The 21,090-nt window shown below is 38.5% G+C and carries 22 protein-coding genes; 5 read left to right on the top strand and 17 right to left on the bottom strand.

Features of this window, described 5'->3' with window-relative positions; genetic code table 11:
• Positions 1-75 precede the first annotated feature (75 nt).
• The 10 genes from A6E03_RS04250 to A6E03_RS04205 all read right to left on the bottom strand — a co-directional run bounded on the left by A6E03_RS04250 (position 76) and on the right by A6E03_RS04205 (position 8,816).
• On the bottom strand, positions 76-1,197 hold the full coding sequence (locus A6E03_RS04250) for a flagellar basal body P-ring protein FlgI (RefSeq protein WP_065593824.1): 1,122 nt from the start codon (positions 1,195-1,197) through the stop codon (positions 76-78).
• 2 nt (positions 1,198-1,199) lie between these two features.
• A complete protein-coding gene (gene flgH, locus A6E03_RS04245; protein ID WP_065593825.1) occupies positions 1,200-1,991 on the bottom strand; it encodes a flagellar basal body L-ring protein FlgH in 792 nt (263 codons plus the stop codon).
• Between the two features lie 12 nt (positions 1,992-2,003).
• The gene (gene flgG, locus A6E03_RS04240) at positions 2,004-2,792 is read right to left on the bottom strand and encodes a flagellar basal-body rod protein FlgG (RefSeq protein WP_065593826.1); all 789 of its coding nucleotides are present in this window, start codon (positions 2,790-2,792) and stop codon (positions 2,004-2,006) included.
• Positions 2,793-2,846: 54 nt separating this feature from the next.
• A complete protein-coding gene (locus A6E03_RS04235; protein ID WP_065600228.1) occupies positions 2,847-3,596 on the bottom strand; it encodes a flagellar basal body rod protein FlgF in 750 nt (249 codons plus the stop codon).
• Positions 3,597-3,809: 213 nt separating this feature from the next.
• Complete coding sequence (gene flgE, locus A6E03_RS04230) at positions 3,810-5,108, bottom strand: flagellar hook protein FlgE (protein ID WP_065600227.1); 1,299 nt, start codon at positions 5,106-5,108, stop codon at positions 3,810-3,812.
• A 157-nt stretch (positions 5,109-5,265) separates the two neighbouring features.
• On the bottom strand, positions 5,266-5,976 hold the full coding sequence (gene flgD, locus A6E03_RS04225; RefSeq protein WP_065593829.1) for a flagellar hook assembly protein FlgD: 711 nt from the start codon (positions 5,974-5,976) through the stop codon (positions 5,266-5,268).
• Between the two features lie 15 nt (positions 5,977-5,991).
• Positions 5,992-6,408 (bottom strand): flagellar basal body rod protein FlgC, encoded by a 417-nt coding sequence (gene flgC / locus A6E03_RS04220; protein ID WP_065593830.1) that lies wholly within the window; start codon positions 6,406-6,408, stop codon positions 5,992-5,994.
• Between the two features lie 2 nt (positions 6,409-6,410).
• A complete protein-coding gene (flgB, locus tag A6E03_RS04215; protein ID WP_065593831.1) occupies positions 6,411-6,806 on the bottom strand; it encodes a flagellar basal body rod protein FlgB in 396 nt (131 codons plus the stop codon).
• 193 nt (positions 6,807-6,999) lie between these two features.
• On the bottom strand, positions 7,000-7,827 hold the full coding sequence (locus tag A6E03_RS04210) for a protein-glutamate O-methyltransferase CheR (protein WP_065600226.1): 828 nt from the start codon (positions 7,825-7,827) through the stop codon (positions 7,000-7,002).
• A 68-nt stretch (positions 7,828-7,895) separates the two neighbouring features.
• Positions 7,896-8,816 carry a chemotaxis protein CheV gene (locus tag A6E03_RS04205; protein ID WP_065593833.1) on the bottom strand — a complete coding sequence of 307 codons (921 nt, stop codon included), beginning with the start codon at positions 8,814-8,816 and terminating at the stop codon, positions 7,896-7,898.
• Positions 8,817-8,890: 74 nt separating this feature from the next.
• Here A6E03_RS04205 and flgA point away from each other — a divergent pair, with 74 nt between their 5' ends.
• From flgA to A6E03_RS04190, 3 genes are all read left to right on the top strand, one after another.
• Positions 8,891-9,634: a flagellar basal body P-ring formation chaperone FlgA gene (gene flgA / locus A6E03_RS04200; RefSeq protein WP_083190366.1), complete on the top strand. Its 744-nt coding sequence runs from the start codon at positions 8,891-8,893 to the stop codon at positions 9,632-9,634.
• 218 nt (positions 9,635-9,852) lie between these two features.
• Complete coding sequence (gene flgM / locus A6E03_RS04195) at positions 9,853-10,164, top strand: flagellar biosynthesis anti-sigma factor FlgM (protein ID WP_065593834.1); 312 nt, start codon at positions 9,853-9,855, stop codon at positions 10,162-10,164.
• 49 nt (positions 10,165-10,213) lie between these two features.
• The gene (locus A6E03_RS04190) at positions 10,214-10,642 is read left to right on the top strand and encodes a flagella synthesis protein FlgN (RefSeq protein WP_065593835.1); all 429 of its coding nucleotides are present in this window, start codon (positions 10,214-10,216) and stop codon (positions 10,640-10,642) included.
• A gap of 224 nt (positions 10,643-10,866) precedes the next feature.
• On the opposite strand, the gene A6E03_RS04185 is transcribed toward A6E03_RS04190, so the two are convergent.
• A complete protein-coding gene (locus A6E03_RS04185) occupies positions 10,867-11,301 on the bottom strand; it encodes an LPP20 family lipoprotein (protein ID WP_065600225.1) in 435 nt (144 codons plus the stop codon).
• A gap of 8 nt (positions 11,302-11,309) precedes the next feature.
• The gene (locus tag A6E03_RS04180; protein ID WP_065593837.1) at positions 11,310-11,945 is read right to left on the bottom strand and encodes a FlgO family outer membrane protein; all 636 of its coding nucleotides are present in this window, start codon (positions 11,943-11,945) and stop codon (positions 11,310-11,312) included.
• Positions 11,946-12,113: 168 nt separating this feature from the next.
• On the opposite strand from A6E03_RS04180, the gene A6E03_RS04175 reads away from it, so the two are divergent.
• A complete protein-coding gene (locus tag A6E03_RS04175) occupies positions 12,114-13,250 on the top strand; it encodes a flagellar assembly protein FlgT (protein WP_065600224.1) in 1,137 nt (378 codons plus the stop codon).
• Between the two features lie 218 nt (positions 13,251-13,468).
• Positions 13,469-15,334, top strand: a complete 1,866-nt coding sequence (locus A6E03_RS04170) for a GGDEF domain-containing protein (protein ID WP_065600223.1) — start codon at positions 13,469-13,471, stop codon at positions 15,332-15,334.
• A gap of 95 nt (positions 15,335-15,429) precedes the next feature.
• Here A6E03_RS04170 and gltX read toward each other — a convergent pair whose 3' ends face one another.
• The 5 genes from gltX to A6E03_RS04145 all read right to left on the bottom strand — a co-directional run bounded on the left by gltX (position 15,430) and on the right by A6E03_RS04145 (position 20,982).
• Positions 15,430-16,857, bottom strand: a complete 1,428-nt coding sequence (gene gltX, locus A6E03_RS04165) for a glutamate--tRNA ligase (RefSeq protein ID WP_065600222.1) — start codon at positions 16,855-16,857, stop codon at positions 15,430-15,432.
• A 95-nt stretch (positions 16,858-16,952) separates the two neighbouring features.
• Positions 16,953-17,558: a DUF2057 domain-containing protein gene (locus tag A6E03_RS04160; RefSeq protein WP_255310578.1), complete on the bottom strand. Its 606-nt coding sequence runs from the start codon at positions 17,556-17,558 to the stop codon at positions 16,953-16,955.
• A gap of 119 nt (positions 17,559-17,677) precedes the next feature.
• Positions 17,678-18,793 (bottom strand): porin, encoded by a 1,116-nt coding sequence (locus tag A6E03_RS04155; protein ID WP_065600221.1) that lies wholly within the window; start codon positions 18,791-18,793, stop codon positions 17,678-17,680.
• 365 nt (positions 18,794-19,158) lie between these two features.
• On the bottom strand, positions 19,159-19,515 hold the full coding sequence (locus A6E03_RS04150) for a DUF2799 domain-containing protein (RefSeq protein ID WP_065593843.1): 357 nt from the start codon (positions 19,513-19,515) through the stop codon (positions 19,159-19,161).
• Between the two features lie 69 nt (positions 19,516-19,584).
• On the bottom strand, positions 19,585-20,982 hold the full coding sequence (locus A6E03_RS04145) for a multidrug transporter (protein WP_065600220.1): 1,398 nt from the start codon (positions 20,980-20,982) through the stop codon (positions 19,585-19,587).
• Between the last annotated feature and the right edge of the window lie 108 nt (positions 20,983-21,090).

The raw sequence follows: 21,090 nt of genomic DNA, 5'->3' as shown, positions 1-21,090 counted from the left end.
CAAGTTTAATGCCAAAAAAAACGCACCTCCGAAGAAGTGCGTTTCCTGTAATTATTTAACTATGTATCAAGAACATTAAATAATGATCAATTGGCCTTCAATTGCACCGGCTTGTTTTAATGCTTGAAGAATCGCCATTAAATCAGAAGGCGCTGCCCCCACTTCATTCACCGCTCGAACTAAATCATCTAACGTTAAACCCGGTTCAAACTTAAACATTTTACCTTGTTCTTCCGTTACTTCGATGTCTGAATCTGGCGTAACGACTGTCTGGCCATCGCTAAATGGCCCCGGTTGGCTCACTTGTAGATTTTCTTTAATCGCCACGGTCATACCACCGTGAGTGACTGCCGCCGCTTTTAATTTAACGTGCTTGCCTACAACAATAGTGCCTGTACGTGAGTTAACGATAATTTTTGCAGAACCATCGGCTGGATCGAAATCGACATTCTCAACGGCTGATAAGAAAGCCACGCGTTGGCTGATATCACGCGGAGCACGAACTCGCACTGATGTCGCATCAATCGCTGACGCCATATTTGGCCCTAAGAAATTATTTACTGCATCAGCCATGCGCTGAGCCGTCGTAAAATCAGACTCTAATAAATTGAAAGTAATGAAATCACCACGTCCAAATGGAGAGGGAACTTCACGTTCAACCATTGCGCCACCAGAGATACGGCCTACTGTTGGGTTATTACCAACAATTTTAGAACCATCCGCACCCGTTGCACTAAAGCCACTTACGATTAGATTACCTTGTGCAATGGCGTAGGTCTTACCATCTAAACCTTTTAAGAACGTTTGCAGTAAAGTACCACCACGTAAACTCTTTGCTGAACCAACAGAAGAAACCGTAACATCAACCACTTGGCCTTGTTTTGAAAAGGCTGGCAATGTCGCGGTGACCATTACGGCCGCTACGTTTTTTGTTTTTGGCTTTGTGCCTGGTGGCAATTGAATACCGAAGTTTTGCAACATGGCATTAAAGCTTTGATCGGTAAATGGGGTTGATTCACCCGTTCCCGGCAAACCAGAAACCAAACCATAGCCGATTAATTGGTTACTACGAACTCCCGCTACTTCTGACACGTCTTTAATACGTGCCGCTTGTGCAGTAGAGATACTTAGGCATAACCAAGTAAGAATTAAGGTAACTAGGTTTTTCTTCACGTCAAAACTCCAACGATTCGTCATTATTACAGTGCTACATTAAAGAATCGTGCCAAGAATCCAGGTTCTTGCATATCTTGTTGATCACCCGTACCAGAATATTGGATACGTGCGTTTGAAATTCGGGTTGATGCGATGGTGTTATCAAAATTAATGTCTTCAGGACGAATAGTGCCACTCAAACGAATATATTCATCTCCCGTATTAAGTGTTAGCCACTTCTCACCGCGGATCAATAAGTTACCATTTGATAATACTTCAATCACTTCTACCGTAATTGAGCCACTTAAGCTGTTGCTTTGGTTTGCAGAGGTATTACCCGTAAAGTTATTATCGTTTGATAATTCGTAAGAGAAGTTATATTGGCCACCCATTTGTAGCTCTTGCCCACCGACTTGCAGTGGATCCATACTTGAGTCATTTTTTTTTGATAATTCGGCATCGGCACTTTTTGCCGCTTTGGTATTCTCAGCAAGCGTGACAGTAACAATATCACCTAAACCACGAGGCTTAGTGTCATCGTACATGTCTTGAGCATGATCTGTGTTAAATAATGATCCTGTCGCTGCTGCGTAATGTTCTGGTTTTTCTTTAGGATGAATCGGAGCCCATGCTGGATCACCAGAGATGGGATCATTACGACCACGAAGGGTATCAATAATGCCACCACTTTCTTCTTTTGCTTTGTCACCTTCCACAGCATCTACATTTGTGGTCGCTGAAGTCACTTCACTTTCTTGTAAGCTTGGGTTTCGTACCAATAATGATTCACAGCCAGTTAAAGCGGTTAGCATCAATAAACAAAGAAGACGTTTCATCTTAATCACCAATTACAATTGTTGGTTAACAAAGCTTGCCATCTTATCAACAGCAGAGATTACTTTAGAGTTCATTTCATAAACACGTTGTGCTTCAATCATGTTTACTAGTTCTTCAGTTACGTTTACGTTTGATGCTTCAAGCATAGATTGACGAATTGCACCTAAACCTTCTAGACCGGGAGTACCTTCTTGTGGATCACCACTTGCGCCTGTTGGTAAGTAAAGGTTTTGACCTACAGGCTCTAGTCCGCCTGGGTTAATGAAATCAACCGTTGTGATTTGACCAATAACTTGGTTATCTTGTTGTCCACGCAGACGAACAGACACTTCACCATCAGTACCCACTGTCACGTTGATTGCATCTTCAGGAACAACAATCTCAGGTTCTAAACGATAGCCAGCGCCCGTTGTTACGATTGCGCCCTCATCATTTAAGGTAAATTGACCATTACGAGAGTAACCAATGTTGCCATCTGGCATCGTTACTTGGAAAAAGCCTTTACCTTCGATCATCATATCCATGCCGTTCGAGGTGGTTTGTGCATTGCCGTTCGTAAATACTTTTTGTGTTGCCACAACTTTAGAACCAGAACCAAGCATTAAACCTGTTGGTAGCTCAGTATTTTGCGTTGATTGAGCACCGGCTTGGTTGACGTTTTGGTAAAACAGATCTTCAAATACGGCACGGCTCTTTTTAAAACCAACCGTAGAGGCATTCGCCAAGTTATTTGAAATAGTCGCAATATTCGTTTGTTGTGCGTCTAACCCTGTTTTACTTACCCATAATGCTGGATTCATTGTGTATTCCTCTAAATTCTTTAATGTATTAAGTTAATCAAGTTAATTGGTCAATTAACCCATACGTAATAATGAGTCTGAAGCTTTATCCATCTCTTCAGCGGTACTCATCATCTTGACTTGCATTTCAAACTGACGCTGCAAATCAATTAAATTGGTCATCTCACCTACGGCATTAACGTTACTGCCTTCTAATGCGCCTTTTAATACGGTGACACCCGCATCCGCTTGAAATGCATTATTAGGATTTTTTGAACGGAACAAACCATTCGTGTCTTTAAATAAATCGCGATTATCGGTACGAACTAATTTAATGCGGTCAACTTCAGCCATTGCTTCGGCTGGGGCGCCTTGCTCAAGAACAGAGATAGTGCCGTCCTTTGCAATTTGAATTTTTGAGATCGGAAGCGGTAACGTAATTGGCGCGTCATTCTCACCTAATACTAGGTGGCCGCTGCCATTCATTAATAAACCCGTTTCATCAATTTTTAGATTACCGGCACGAGTTAAGCCTTCACGGCCTGTGTTATCCATAACCGAAATCCAACCATCACCCTCGATAGTTAAATCTAAATCACGACCAGTAGTAATCACTGAGCCTTGAGAAAAACTGCTGCCTGGACGCTCAGTCATACTAAATACACGAGTAGGCAAACCTTCGCCATACGCTTGCATTGAACGCGCTTGCTCTAAATCCGCACGAAAGCCTGTAGTGCTTACGTTAGCAAGGTTGTTTGAGCTAAGCTGCATAGCTTGCATGTTTTGCTTTGCGCCACTCATGGCTAAAAATAATGCGCGATCCATAATGAACTCCAATAATCTATCTGAAGTTATAATAGCAATGAGTGTGCCAACTTTAATTAACCTTTATTTTCATACAGTTAATTAATTATTAAGTGAGATATATAGCGTTTAAATAAATAAAGAGGAAAGGAAACGAGAATAAGAGGCAAATAATCTGGGTAAAAAATTGCCGTCAAGGCTGACGGCAATTCTGTAAAGATAATTTCGTTTAAATTAACGAATTTGTAGGATGTTTTGTTGCAGTTGGTTATGTACATCCAGTGAACGAGAGTTCGCTTGGAAGTTACGCTGTGCAGAAATCAAATCAACTAACTCTTGAGTCATATCGATGTTTGATTGCTCTAACGTACCACTTTGAATATCACCAAATGAACCTTGGTTTGCTTCACCCCAAATTGCAGCACCAGACGCTTGTGTCGTAGACCACTGCGTACCACCATTTTGTGCAAGGCCTTGCTGGTTAGTAACACGAACCATTGCCACACGACCAAGAGTCACGTCTTTTCCGTTTGAATAAGACCCTACAATGTTACCGCTCTTATCAATATCTACTTTTGATAAGTAACCCGTTGTTGCACCGTCTTCACTGAAACGACGTATTTCAAACGGGGCGGAGAATTGAGTTGGATTATCAAATTCCATGGTTAACGTTTGTTCTGTATCTGCGCCATTTAAGTTCAAACCATTAGAACCTAATGTTGTTGTCGTGACAGGTTGTCCAGCATTCACACTTTGAGTCGTACCATCATTATTAAAGATAATAGAATGACCAACTTGACCAGCCGCATTTGTTGCATCACCCGCATTAATGTTTACGGCTTTTTCACCTTCAGTATCCGTTGAAGAATAAAACACATTCCAGCGATTTGGTTGTGTTGCATCTTTTACGTAATACGTCGTCATTTTGTATGGTTGACCTAATGAATCATACGTCGTTACTGACGTTGCTTTATTATAAGTATCTGGATCGTTCATATCAAAAAGAGCGGGGTCTTTTGGTACTTCTGTCGCTGGTAAGTTCATTCCAATTTGTACATTTTCAGTTGCTTTTGGTTTACCAAATTGATCTGGGATCTTAAGTGCTTTTGGCTCATAAGACGATACGTTTCCTGATTCAGGATCAACTGAATAACCTAATAAAAACTCATCATTTGATGTCGTCATATAGTTTTCATTATCTAAGTGAAACGCACCATTACGGCTTAATTCATTTGTCGCTGGTTGCAAACGATCTTTTGCCACCGCAAAAAAACCTTGACCAGAAATACGTAAATCCATTGGATTATTCGTATAAATACTAGAACCTTCATGGAATTGCTGAGCAATTTTTGTGGTTTGTGCACCACCACCAGTTGTGGTTTTTGCATTAGAAAATAATGATGAGGAATACACATCACCAAACTCTGCACGAGATTCTTTAAAGCCAAATGTATTGGCATTCGCCAAGTTGTTTGATGTTGTGTTTAAGTCTTTTTGAGCAGCGGCTAGACCACTTAATGCTACGTATGACATTTGATATCTCCTATCTAGCTACGCTGATGATTTCCAATTCCATTAACGATCACCGTCATTGGGAATGTTAAAGGAATTGGCATAGCTCTATTTAATGAATTTCACTATAAATGGGAGTATTCAGGCAGCTAAAATGCTGCACTGAATATTCGCCCTTTTACGCCTTACCTACTTCTAACACTTCTGCTAGTTTCATAGGTGAGGTAAAGCCAGCAAGATTAAGCAGAACATTGCCATCGCCTTTGCCTAGAAGAACACTGTTGACGTTAGCGTATGTTGATACGCCAAATTCTTTGTTTTCTCCATCAAGCACGCCCGCCGCTTTAATACTGTAGCGACCAGCAGGCATTGCATTGCCTTTTTCATCTTTGCCGTCCCACTCAACACGAGTGTCGCCAGCAGGTTTAGCGCCCACATCTAAAGTACGAATTAATTGACCTTGCTCGTTTTCAACACGAACCATTAGGTTATTAATTGATTGTGGCAATTTAACCATTGCCGCCATACTTTTATCTGCTTCTTTTAAGCCTTTAGCGCCAGGTACTAGAACATCACGGCCTACAAGCGAAGACGCTTGTAATGCTTGGTTAGATGTCATTGATGAATTCAAGCTATCAAACTGTGTATTCATCTTGCCAATACCATCAACGGTTGCAAATGATGCCATTTGAGCAATCATTTGATCGTTTTCAACCGGCTTAAACGGGTCTTGTTGAGACAACTGTTTGGTTAATAATGAAAGGAAGTCTTCTTGCTTCAGTTCATTTTTACCACCAGTGGTCTTTTCAGGCTTATTTGCCTCTTGAAGACTTTTAAGCTGGTCGATGTAGGACAAGCCGTTTTGACCAACGTTATTGATTCCAGTCATAGCTACCTCCTATCCTTATTGACCCATTCGCAGAGTACTCTGCAACATTTGTTTACTCGCATCTGCTACTTGAACATTCGTTTGGTATGAACGAGAAGCAGAGATCATATTTGCCATTTCTTCCATCACATTAACGTTTGGTTTAAAAATATAACCATCGTCATTTGCCATAGGGTGGTCAGGATTATATTCTGCACGCAACGGTTTTTGGCTTTCTACAATACCAAGAACTTTTACTGGAACAGTATGATCTTGGTTGTATTTCGCTTTACTCAATTCCGCACCAAAGACAGCTTGGCGAGCCTTATACGTTTCAGCAGCAGAGCTACTTACACTGTCGGCATTTGCCATATTACTTGAAGTGGTATTAAGACGAACTGACTCTGCACTCATGGCAGAACCTGTAACGTTAAAAACATTAAATAAGCTCATCTCTATTCCCCTTTAATTGCTTTGGTTAGGTTTTTGAATTTGCTACCTAAAAATTCCAATGATGCTTGATGACGAAGTTGGTTTTGCATAAATAAATTACGCTCCAAATCCACATCTACCGTGTTGCCATCTCCTGTATCTGGTTGAGTTGGTACACGGTATTGAATCTCCCCTGCCACTCGTGTTGAGGCATTGATGTGCCGACCATCGGTACGGCTAAGCCCCATGCTTGCCTTCGATGTTGCCGACTGCATTGCTTTTTGAAAATCCATCCCTTTTGCTTTATAGCCAGGTGTATTTGCTTGAGCGATGTTGGTCGCTAGCATTTCAGCACGTTCAGAGCGAACTCCTACCGTGTACTGATGAATACCTAATGCGTTATCAAAAGAAATTGCCATTTCAAACCCTCCACAAGAACTGACTAGCAGTATATATAATTTCTATATAGCAACCTGTATGCCAACTTTGTTATTCAACAAGCAGATTGACGTACTACTAATGAAAATATAGCAATTAACATGCCGAACCTGAGTTTTAGGCACAAAAAAAGCGACCTAAGCCGCTTTTTGTTCATAAAATACTCAAATGTAATTATTTAAGCTTATAAATAATTCCTGGATTACAGCGAACCATTTCAAATTTATCGGTCAAACCCGTTAGTGACTCTGACGCACCAAGCAATAAATACCCACCAGGGTTAAGACTTGCCGCCATCTGATTTAACACTTTCGCTTTCATATCTGGAGCAAAATAGATCAACACGTTGCGACAGAAAATAATGTCAAATTTACCAAGTAAGCTATAGCTGTCCATTAAATTTTGAGGGCGGAAATTAACCATACGTTTAATTTTATCGTTAATTTTCATTTTTCCATCACCTGAATCTTCAAAAAAAGCACGACGACGCTCAGGCGATAAACCACGACTTAATGCCAGATTATCGTAAACGCCTGCTTTGCAGCTTTCTAGCATTGATGGTGAAATATCAGTTGCTGTAATGCTAATGTTTGGAAGAAACCCCGGCTTACGTGCTTGAATTTCAGAAATAATCATGCCCATCGAGTAAGGTTCTTGACCAGATGAACTTGCCGCTGACCAAATTTTTAATGGGCGACGGTTTGCCGCTAATTCAGGCAGTAATTTATCAGACAATACCGTAAACGGGTAACCGTCTCTAAACCATAACGTTTCATTTGTTGTCATTGCATCAACTGCTGCAACGCGTAATTCACGATTACGACCAGAAACAACCAGCTTTAATAAATCAGACAATGAAGCTAATGAAAACTTAGCAACCAAAGGGCTCAGTCGGCTTCTCACTAAATATTGCTTACTGTCACCAAGAACAATGCCACATTGAGACTCAAGAAATCGGCTAAAATCACGATATTCTTGTTCGTTGATAGTTATAGTTGTCATTAACGAATAAATTTCCACATAAAAATGAATGTCACTTTAGTTATAGGTGACAAAATAACAGGTAAACTTTATTTTTCAACCGCTCTTTTCACAGCGGCACCCAGTTCATCTGGATTAAATTTTGCAATAAATTGGTTTGCACCTACACGCTCAACCATGGCTTGGTTAAATACACCACTTAAAGAGGTATGCAATATAACATGCAAGTCTTTCAGTGCGGGTTCACGACGAATTTCTGCCGTTAGTGTATAACCGTCCATCTCTGGCATTTCTACGTCAGATATTACCAGACCAATTTGCTCATAAATACTGCCTTCATTGGCCATGTCAACTAATCTATTTAGTGCTTCTTTACCGTCTTTTACCATTATGGTTTCAAAACCAATCGATTGAACAGCTCGTTGCACTTGTTTACGAGCAACACTTGAATCATCTGCAATTAATACTCTACGTACAATTTCAGGGCTAATTACTGCCATTTCTTCAACTAATTCTTCGCTAATCGTTTCATCAATAGGTGCAATTTCAGATAAAATCTTCTCTACATCTAAAATTTCAACTAATTCATCATCAATGTTGGTTACTGCGGTTAAATAATTTGCGCGCCCGGTACCCTGCGGTGGTGGCAAGATAGCTTCCCAATGCATATTAACGATACGTTCGACTGACTTAACAAGAAAGCCCTGAATAGTACGGTTGAATTCTGAAATGATAATAAAACATTTATCGATATCGGTTGTTGCTCGCCCACCAGTAGCAAGACTTAAATCAATCACAGAGATCGTTTGACCTCGAATGTGAGCAATTCCTTTTACTAAGGGATTTAAATTTGGTATTGAAGTCAATCTCGGACACTGTAATACTTCTTTTACTTTAAAAACGTTAATACCATAACGTTGACGTCCCATAAGACGGAAAGTAAGTAGTTCTAAGCGGTTTTGTCCAACAAGTTGTGTGCGCTGATTCACCGAATCCAGTATACCTGTCATATATGACTCCATCTTGTGCCATTATCAATGAACCGTGAGCCTAACATAACCCCATTAAGAACACGATATACCCTATGGCATTTTATAATAAAAATATGATAATAAAAATACGTGATTCCAGAACCACTTTTTATCGACTTATAAGTCTTATCGGCCTATTTATAAGTTTCTTTAATACTATTGCGTATGCAGCCACGGACGATCAATTAAGCAGCATAAAACACACGGCAGAATCGTTCATTCAAGCGCAAATTGAACTCCCTAAAAGTGGAACTATGACTATCGAAGCTGCTCGAATTGACAGCCGAATTTACGCAACAGATTGCCCAATACCATTGAGCGCCTCTTTGCCTGGCCGATTAAATACAAGTGGTAATACGTCCGTTTTAATTGAATGCCAACCAGACGATTGGAAAGTGTATGTTCCTGTAAAAACAGAATTAATGATGCCATTAGTTACTGCTCTGTCCTCTTTATCTAAAGGGCACTCAATATCAAGTAACGATTTAACCTTAACTCTTGTAAATAGTCGAACTTATCGACGTGGCGGCTATGCTAATCCTAATGAACTTATCGGTTCAAGAATTAAACGCAGTGTAAGAGCTGGCGACGTTGTCGAAAAAAACGACATCTGTATGGTGTGTCGTAACGACAGTGTTATAATTAAAGCTGAGAAAGGTGAATTAAGCATCTTAACTAAGGGAACCGCACTGGGTGATGGGGCTCTTGGTGATAAAGTAAATGTTAAAAATGACAAATCTAAACGCATCGTTAGCGGCATCGTTACCGCGGTAGGTGAGATTAGTATTCGTTTTTAAAAAATAATACGTAATTGTTAGTTAACTATTAGATATTTCCCTAAACTTCTTTTACTTAGCGCCGATATGATTATTGTGGCATTATTTATGCTTAGTTTACTAAAGTTTAAAAATAATGGGAAAAGCGTCAAAAAACTTCATTATTTGCTTAAGTTAATTTTTTGACAGCCGATAGATAGATTATGAAAATGTATTAACCGGCTAAAAGGCTTGAATATATGACAAGTATTGACCAACTACGTGCTAGCCAAGCGATGGCAACATTACGTAATCAGAGTCGTGTCGATTCCGGTGATAAAACACCAACGAATCCAACATCGACTGTGCCTGCAAAAATGGATGCTGTGTCTTTGAGCAATCAAGGAAAAGAAATTGGCAAGATGCACCAACAACTGGCCACTGAACCTTCTTTTAATGAAGATAAAGTAGCCGCAATTAAAGCCGCAATTGCAAATGGCTCTTATTCTGTTGATCCTGAGCGTCTAGCAGACAACATGATTAAATTTGAAGATGAATTAGCCGGCCTATAACCTAGGCTGGTTACTTTTTTCTTTGTGTACATTTTAATATAGAGACAACATGGCTCAAACATTAACTGAATTATTGGATCTACAACGCAGTGTTGCATTATCGCTTTCGACAGTTCTTAGCCGAGAGAAGGTGGCAATTGCAAGTAGAAAACCAACAGAAATGGAGAATATCGCTCACGATAAATTGGGGTTACTAAACCAATTACGCCAATATGACCAACTATTAGGCAGCCATGCGGAAAGACAACTTCTTTCTGAAGACAATGCATTAAATGAAAAAGTGATTGAGATTAAATCTATCATTCACGACTGCAAAGAAGAAAATGTGATCAATGGTGAAGCACTTCAACGCGCACAACTAAGTTTCAATAAGTTAAACAACTTAATGCAGCAAAGCCGCGGTAAAAATGGCATGACATATACAGCAGAAGGCCAAACTCGCAATATCACAACGCTAGGCACCAACATAAAAGCCTAACCTTCTCAACTTTCCCAAGTATCAATAATGAGCCTCGATATACGGCACAGTACTATCTGCCCTTTTACCTTTGACTAAAACCTAACTCCTGCTGTTCCTATCTCTTACTCACCCATAACTTATGTAGTTAGGGTAAACTCTAGCCCTTATCTCCCCCATAAAAAAGCCCTCGGAGCTAAAAGCGCCAAGGGCAAATATGTCGAATGAGAGTATTTATTTACTAATTAGAATAACGTTGTTTTTCTCTGTGTTGATGGTACGTCATAAACCTGACCTTGATTTTTCATACGTTCCATTTTCTTTAAATCTAATTTTAATTCTGTTACGTAGCTATCTCCAACAGGGTATGTTCGAACTACTTCCGCACCGCGAATAATACCATCAACCCCTGCACTGGTGGTTTCTTCACCCAATTGTTGATCATTCATTTCAACCTTACCACTAATACGCATTCCATACACTTGCTCTGCGAGTTCACGATAAGCATCAACCTTTGACGCTCGCATGGCACGAATGCGTTTTTCATCAATATTCTGACCAGACTGCTCACTAATACTCGCATATCCGATAGCACTTAAATGGTCACTTTCACGCATAACACCTAAAGGCTGGCAACCAACTAAGATTAATAATGCAACTAAAAACCAATGTTTCATCATTAGATCTCCTATGGGCGTAAAATAATGGTATTACGCTCTGCTTTTTTTACATCAGAACGAATAAGAACACCATCTTCCATACGCATGGTGTTTAGTGTGTCTAAATCACGGCCAATTCGATCCGCTGGAAGGAAACCTTGTGCCGATGCAACAACAATTCGTGTTTGCATGCCGATAATACGAGCATTAATTAACACACCACCATCTTGGCGAAGCATGGTGCCTGTTAATACGTAATCAACCTGCTGTTCTTGTACTAACTCTTTCCAATCACGACTAAACGCAAAATCACCCTGTTGAGTGACGCGAATATTACCCGTTGTTTTATAATCAATCACCTTAAAACCACGGCGTTGTAACTGAAACATAAATCCTTCGGTTACTGAGTTACCTAACCAGTTGGTTTGATCCATCTGCTGTAAATCAACAAAAGATGTGATAGCAATAGGTGATCGTGCCGACAATGTCGTATTCGATGTGACCAATTGTTCAGTTAAACTTTCAACAAAGTAATCCATTGTATGTCGAGGTGTATCGGCCAACATAAATGGGCTGCCGTTATAAGGTTCTTTACCATTATAAATAGGTGAATATGCACAGGCACTTATCACCATAGACAGCAAAATTACAACTAATACTCTCATTCTATTATCTCCAGATAATGTTTTTATGTACTTACTCATTTGATTTAAGCGTCAAATTTAAACTAGGAACAAAAATTGCAGTAGTTTAGGAAACGCAATTTGTAAGTACTTTTATCAATCAACAAATATTAGTTAGCAAATTTCATACCTACTTGGCAGATAGCAACAATGAAAAGAATATTTTTTTTACTTACATCAATATTAACAATAAGTTACACATCACCAGCTAATGCTGAGTGGTTTGAAGTAACTGGCTCAGCAAGTGTCTTAACCAGCAAAAATGCGGCAAGACCTCATGCACTAGAAGATGCCGCTTATCAAGCTATGCTATTTTCAGGGGCGGACATTAGCCGTTTAAATGATCTTAAAGTCTTCTTTGAGAATGATGAAAAGCGCTATCAATTTAGTGGTAGTGAAATTCGCAGCATTGAAGTAGTAAAAGAGAAGAAAAAAAACGGGAAGTTATACATCACTGCTCGTATTGATATTTACCCTTCGGCAAACAGTTGCCATGTTGGTCAATACAAGAAAACAATAATGACAAGTGAAATAACGGTAGACTCCCCACAACAAGCAGTAATGGGAAAAGTTTACAAATTAGGCGAAGATCTAAGTACCGTTTTTTCTCGCCAATTAGATAAAGAATCACAAAGCTTTATTTCTGTTGGTACCTCCCATATACGAATTGAAAAACGTCAACCAGAAGTGGCAAAAATGATCGCAGAAGATCATGGCGCTCAATATATTTTCTCTGGGAATATTACAGACCTAAGTGCAACGATTGATCAAAATTTATTGAAAAAAGATACGATAAATCGTCAATTCGCTATCGATGTGGCTGTATTAGATGGTAAAACAGGGCAAACGATTTATAACAATAATTACCGTGAAGTTGCCCTGTGGGATTTTCCAAAAACAAGCGAAGTCGACACTCAGAGTGCTCGTTTTTGGACTTCAGCTTATGGAGAAATGGTTCTTCGAGTAAATCGCGATATGATGCTGGATCTTGAAAACCAATTTGCTTGTAAGATTACTCTCCCACAAGTTGTCAGCATTAATAACAATCGCATCACAATGGATCTTGGTCGTATTCATGGCGTTAACAAAGGTGATAAATTAGATCTTTGGCATACCGGTTCATTTATTGATCAAAATGGTCTGCCACGTAATAAAGTGGCAAAAACCGACATCACATTAACCGTTGAACGCGTCTATGAGCAGAATGCTGAGTTGGTAATAAATCAACCACAGCTTATTAATAGTGTTCAAATTGGCGATGTAATGCATAAAACTGTAATACAATAAAAATAGATGTAGATCATTAATATCTAAGAGAAATTATCAATAATGGTAGTTTCTCTTTTTTTTATGAGACTTATCCTCGTTTTACTTTCAATCTTAAGATACTCTTCCTACTATAATTAGAACAACATTCCAATTGAGCCATCATGCTAGGATCGTTCCTCCTCATTATTAGTAGTATATTATTACTGATAAGTTCCACTTCATCTGCAAGTTCAGTGATGTCAGAAGAATCGTGGCAAAAACAATACCACCACTATCGAATTCAGGATCAAAGCAAAGCCTTATCGATGCTTAATGACGTCTATTCATCATTACCCCCTTCGGCTGAACGTATCTATACAGCAGCCCGTATTCATGGTTTTGTCACTCGTAGAGGTGATATTTATTCTCATCAAACAAATAACTACAGTACTGATCTTTATGAAAATATTGAGCATTTGATTTTAAAATCAATGGACTTAGAAGATGAGGGGCAATATGAAAAATCCCTGCATTATATTAAAACGGCGAAAAATAAATCAAAGAGCCTTAATAATTTAGATTTAAATAGTTTCATTCAACTCAAACAATGTCGAGCTAATTTAGCATTAGGAAACCACTATATGGCTGAGTTTTACTGCCAATCGGCACTAAAACATTTAGAAAAAAAACCAGACCATTATATTGACATAAAATGGGGATATCGCTTATTAGCGTTAAGCTATCAAGGCGTTACAAATTATCAATCGGCATTAATTGCGAGTGAAAAAGCCCTTTCTCTTACAAAACCTTATGAAATTAACGATACCGCTTACAATAATATAAGCACCTTACTGTTGAGTATGGGTAAAATAAACTCAGCAAAAGAATATGCTATTAAAGCACTAGACATACGAACTGAGCGAAAAATACCGCAAAAAATAGCGCAATCGCACCTTATTCTAGCAAGAATATATTTACAATCATCAAATTACGCCCAAGCTAAGGTTTCAGCGACATTAGCCATAGAACACCTACAAAACAGTCATAACGCCAAGTCATTAAGCCAAGCTTACTTAACCTTTGGCTGTGTTCTTAACGCCCAAGGTTATTATGATGACGGTATTGAGTACCTGTTACTTGCTCTTAAACAACTTGATCTCAATTCAAATTCAGATCTAAATATCGAAATATACCAAGCTCTCAGTCAGGTTTACTTGAAAAATGAGAACGTAAATAAAGCATTAAACTATATTACTATCGCAGTAGAGAAATCAGAGAAATCACAAAACCAACAAGCCTTATCTTCCTCCTACTTAATTCAATCTCAAATACATGAATTTATCGGTAACTTTGAATTAGCATTAAGTTCTCGAAAACAATACGAAGGCATTATAGACAAAATCCATTCTATTGATAATCAAGAGGCTTACACTACCTTGCAACTGCGTAAATCTCTTATTGAACAGAAAGAAGAACAACTCAATAATTTGAAGACAATGCATCAGAAACAACTTGAAATAAACATAGAAAAGAAATATCGATTATTATTTCAAATAATCATCGTTCTTCTAAGTATTACAATCTATTTTATTTTACGTTCAAGAAAAAGACTCAATACTTTGGCGCATAAAGACGTATTAACTAATGCGAATAATCGACACTCTATATTTGAAATCATAAATGAAACATTAACGAATTTTCATGATCAAACAGCGTTAGTCATGCTGGATATTGATAATTTTAAACAATTAAATGACCTACACGGTCATCCAAATGGTGACTTAGGGCTGAAGCATCTCTATTCAATTTTAGAAAAGGCAATGCCACCACCTCATCAAATAGGCCGTATTGGTGGAGAAGAGTTTTTAATCTTACTTTCTAATGAGACAAAAAATGCATGTTTTGAAATGATTGAATCTGCTCGCTCCACTTTAGAAAAAAGCAGTTTCACTACGCTAGATGGAAAAAATCTATCTATTACCGCCAGTTTTTCTTGGGTCTATCTTGAGCGAGAAATGAAAGATGTTGAACAAATATATTTCATATTAGATGAAGGGCTTTATCAAGCAAAACAAAATGGGAAAAACTGCATTGTTGATGCATTAGTAGATGAAATAACTTAGCTTACTTTAAACAAAAATCCGCTGAATAATAAACTATTCAACGGATTTTTATTAGACTTTAAATATACAGTTAAAGCTGAATTTTATACTTAATATTATTGAGCGTTAGCTTCACGCTCAGTAATAAATGCTAGTGCCATTTTGATACGAGCAACAACTCGATCTTTACCAATCAATTGCATAACAGCATCTACTGATGGAGATTGACCGCCGCCAGTTACCGCTACACGTAGTGGCATACCAATTTTACCCATACCAATTTCAAGCTCTGCACAGACTTCTTCAATCACATTGTGAAGGTTTTCAGTAGTCCACTCTTCTAGAGCTTCAACTTTAGCAAGAGCAAGCTCTAGTGGGCCTTTAGCAACGCCACGTAGGTGTTTCTTCGCTGCACCCGCTTCGAACTCTTCAAAATCTTGGTAGAAGTAGCGAGATTGCTCTGCTAATTCGATTAGCGTATTACAACGCTCACCAACTAAAGTGATTACATCAGTAATTGCTGGACCATTTTCAAGAGATATCTCTTTTTGATCTAGGTGCCATTGTAGGTATTTTGCAACGTACTCTGGTTCTGATGTTTTAATGTAATGGTTGTTTAACCATAGCAGCTTATCAGTGTTGAAAGCAGATGCTGATTTACTTACGGCATTTAAGCTGAATAAGTTAATCATCTCTTCTTGAGAGAAAATCTCTTGATCACCATGAGACCAGCCTAAACGTACTAAATAGTTGTTTAGTGCATTTGGTAGATAACCTTCATCACGGTATTGCATAACTGATACCGCGCCATGACGCTTAGACAGTTTTGCGCCATCATCACCAAGGATCATTGCACAGTGTGCAAATTTAGGTACTGGAGCACCTAATGCTTCATAGATGTTAATTTGACGAGGTGTATTGTTGATGTGATCTTCACCACGGATAACTTGAGTAATACCCATGTCCCAGTCATCAACAACTACTACGAAGTTATATGTAGGAGCGCCATCAGTACGACGGATAATTAAATCATCCATTTGGCTGTTTGAAATTTCGATACGGCCACGAATTTGATCATCAAATACTACCGAACCTTCTTTAGGGTTACGGAAACGAATAACACAATCATCACCTTCTGTTGCTGCTGCATTTGCTGCAACAACTTTAGGGTGGTTTGCATCATAACGAGCCATTTCTTTGTTAGCTTCTTGTTCTGCACGAATTTCATCAAGTAATTCTTTTGATGCATAACATTTGTAAGCTTTATCTTCTGCAAGCAGTTGATCTACAACTTCGTTATAACGGTCAAAACGCTTAGATTGGTAATAAGGACCTTCATCCCATTCCATTCCCATCCAGTGCATACCTTCAATAATAGCGTCTACCGCTTCTTGAGAGTTACGCTCAAGGTCTGTATCTTCAATACGAAGAACAAATTCGCCACCTTGGTTTTTAGCAAAAAGCCATGAATAAAGTGCAGTTCGTGCACCACCAACGTGAAGATAACCTGTTGGGCTTGGAGCAAAACGAGTTTTAACCGTCATTGTTATTACCTTTTAAAGAGGTTGCGCTGAATCTGTCAGCACCACATAATTTATGCGCTATTTTAGCACCATAAGGTAAATCTACAATGATTGAGTTACTTTAAGTTACGCATTGCCCATTGCATGAATTCCTGTTGCTGCTCTGCGGTTAATTGTAAAAACGTATTTTGAAGCTCTGTTGTATGACGCTGAACAGGGGAAGTGTCACTTATATTTTTCACGTAAAATACTTTGTCTTGTTGGGCATTATAATCCGCAACTTCTCTTTCATAATCTCGAAAACCTTGTAATCCCCCTTTATTCAATTGCACCCACTGATACTCTTTCTCCTTTCCATTACTCTCGGTAAAACTAAGTACAGGATTTATTTCAAATGCTTTCGCCTCATCCATAGTTCGAAATTTATTATAACTAATAGATAGCGCTTCATTATTTTTAACCATAAAAGATATTAATAATGGCTGGGAATCAAATTTCCGACGTTTTCCATCTTCCGATACAATTTGACCGACAGTAATTGCCAATTGATTTTCACCCTCTTTTAAATTCAGAGTATTTTTCGTGTGATAATGAACGCTGACCACCCTTTCCCCATTAAGAACCTGAGGTACCATTTCTGATGGAAGAGTTAGCATTGGATTCGCTAATCCGTACGAAGAAAACAGTGCAAAAGCAATAAATAATTTTTTTTTAAAAAACACAACTTCACCTTTAATAATTAATTCAATAATCTGAACATTTATACTTATATCGCTATTATATAAAACTGAAAAGGGTATGTTTTCACATACCCTTAAATAAGTTCAATCGTTACTAATTACTAGAAATAATATTCTACACCAACAGAAAACTCATCATAATCAGCAGATTTCCAACGGGCTCCTGAAGCATCTATAGCAGCAGCTCCATCACCAAAATCAAGAGTACGGGCACGAGCATAAAGAACTGCAGACGGGTCAACAAAATACATAATTTGAGCTGAAATCACATTATCATCAGTATCATTAATAGTTTTACCATCACGTTCTAATTCAAAGTTAGCAGCATAACCTAATTTATATTGCCAATCACCAGTGGTATACATAACACCCGCAGATACTGCATCTTGAGATTCATCAACACCAGTAGCCGATGTTGCTTCCATCATTTTATACTGAGCAAAGAAAGAAATACCATTTTCAAACCAGCCTTGTAGCCCAACTAAATAAGTATCATTATCCCATGTTGTTGATTCACTTTGGATGTTACGGTTACCTTCATAAGCAGCGTCAAATTGAATTGGACCTAATTTATAATGACCAGCGACACCTGCCCAGAAATCTTCGCCTTCGCCAAGTCCCGCTTTATCACCAGCACCAGCAGCCACATCAAAAGAAAGAGCTTCAGCATACATTGGCGTATCCCAGCGAACAGTATTTGATTGGCGATCTTGATATTTAGCTCCACCAATAGCGCCACCCCAATCGTAAACATCACCTAAACCAGGGTTAGATGCAGGCCAATCAACTAGTTCATACATAGGCGTTAATACGCGACCAACTCGAATTTGGCCTAATGAATCACTTTCAAAACCGACGAATGTATCACGCTCACCTAAACCAGCACCTTCACCACCAAAGCTTGGGTCAACATAACCCCCTTCAATTTGCCAAATAAATGTTGGGCCAAAGTTAGCAAATTGCTTTTTACCACGGAAACCAATACGTGATTCATTGTTGAATTGCATTCCGCCTAAATTGTCATCAGTGGCATCAGTACCAGAGTCGTAAGCACGGTATGCAGCTTGCATTGCAATAATACCGTAGACTTCATAACTTGCACTTTCTTTTAAATCATCTTGATTAATCGCATCAGCATCAGCAGCCATTGCAGGAGTAACGCTAAGTAATAGTGCAGAAACGGCTGCACCTAAAAGTGTTTTTTTGAACATAGTCATAATTCCTTCATTTAACTTATGTAGTAATGCATGGATATTTAAGTGGTCGCCGAAATGAACCATGCACTAGATTTGTTGTCTGGAGCAGACTATGACAATGTTTTTTCACAAAGAAAATATAGTTATGTTTTTTGAGTGACGAAGTTCAAATTACGCAAATCATAAAAAAACATAAACAAAAAAAATCAACAACTTAAAAAATAAAACAAAAAACAACTACAACTAAAAATAAAACAAAAGAGATCGAAATCCCAAAAATAACTCACTTTAACATGAGATATACGAACCTAGATCACATCATTTTTAGCATCAATTAGATCTATTTATTTTAATTAAAAAAAAAGTGCGAACTAAGTCGCACTCATTTATCTCATATTAAAATCCCAAGCAATAAAAGCTTGCCATCCTCTTTCCCATTCAGCTTTAATCATAATCACTTCTTTTTGGGAGTCACACTGTCCTGTATAGCGAACCCCGCTGACTCCTTTATCAAAAGCCTGAAAAGGATCACAATAATCATTTATTCCTTTTTTATACCCATTAAGGTAAGCCGTTTCACTAAAAGGCACTTTTTCCTTGATGCTTTCTAGCGTATCAGTTTCAACATTATAACCACGACTTCCAAAACGCTCTCCCTGTCCAAACCAATATTCCTCTGCCGTTTTAGGTGATGAAGAGCAAGCTGTCAATAATAAAGGGAAAAACAATAATGTTATCTTCATTTTCTATCCTCAATAAAAAAGCTGAGCACTAGGCTCAGCTTAAATATAAGTAATTACTACAATCTTATTTTATTTAACTGAAAACGGAATAGTTAACATCAGTTTAAAGTCAGTTTCGTCTTGGAAGGCATTACTATATGGAGCCCAGTCACCTGCATCTGAATCATTAAAGTATTCAGTATAGTAGAAGCTAACATTTGCATCTTTTAATGCTCCAGCTTGAATTGCATAATTTGCAAATGCACTGTAAGCATATTCAACTAAATCATCATAACCTGGAGATGAAGCACCGCCACCAGCTGCCGCACTTAAACCAGCACTAAACCCTGTTCCACCGATATCTGAAAAGTCTCGAGTCGCTGAAACAAAACCTGCAAGTTCGCCATCATGGTTAAAGTCAGAACGGTTATTCCACCAAATATCATATGCTCCGTTTGAACCACCGTATTGCTCAGTCAAACGGTAAGACATGTTACCTACATTGCCACGAGTTTCTGTAGAATCAGCCATTGTCATGGTTGCTTCTGCACGGAATGAGTATTGACCAGAGCTAAATGCCGATAGGAAAGCTAACTGTGCTGCAATATCGTCATCATACTGATTTTTATCACTTACGATATATACTTGTGGAGACCAGTAGAAACCACCGTCAGTTGTACCTTTAACTTTAAAATGCATGTTTGAACGGTCGCCATCTGTTAGCGTACCGTAACCTGCATCAAATGAAATCCCATTATTTAATACATAACGAGCACCTAGAGAAATAACCTCACCGGCATCGTTTCCTTGACCATCTTGGAATTCATACGTTTCTTTAAACCACGGTGCTTTATATTCATCAGCAACCACTAAACCTAATGAAAGGTTACCTAGATTCGCGCCTACTTCACCACCACGATATGTACCAGGAGCAAACGACCAGTTAACCCCTAATGAACTAGGTACTGATGGTTGGAAATAACCTAATTTTGCAGTTACATTTTCACCAAATTTAAATTTAGCATTGGCTGTTGCAAAAGAAACACCATTATCAGTACAATCCGCAGCCCATCTACCAGAACAGTTACTATCATTTGGAGTCTTATCGTACGGGTTATTTACACCCCAAAAGTTCATCTCATGATCTGGTCCACCGTTTTGCCACATATCAAATGTTGAATAAACAACAATATCAGTACCAACAACATCACCAGCATAACCAGAGTTAAAACCAAGATTTACGAAAATAGAACCATGATCTAAGTTCGTTGTTTTCTTCGTATCATTACCGTTAGCATCAACATCGCCACGATCACGAGCACGCATAAAAAAGTTAACATTACCGCTGATTGTCGATTCAGAAAAGAATTCTGACACTTCACTAGTATATTGCTCAGAAACAACTTCTTCAGCCATTGCCTGAGGAGCAACTAAAGCTCCAGTAAGCGCAGCTGCAATTGCTGATACTTTAAAAAATTTGTTTTCCATGGAATAAAGCTCCTAAAAATGGATATAGCTGTGTTCATTATTTACTGGCTTTAAGTTGGCCGCCGAAAGCAGTAAATAAATCTCCTAATTCACACAATTTTTAAATAA

Source organism: Aliivibrio sp. 1S128 (genome assembly GCF_001691065.1).
Classification (GTDB): Bacteria; Pseudomonadota; Gammaproteobacteria; order Enterobacterales; family Vibrionaceae; genus Aliivibrio.
Note: the sequence above shows the minus strand (reverse complement) of the source record. Positions and strands in the feature narration are given on the sequence as shown.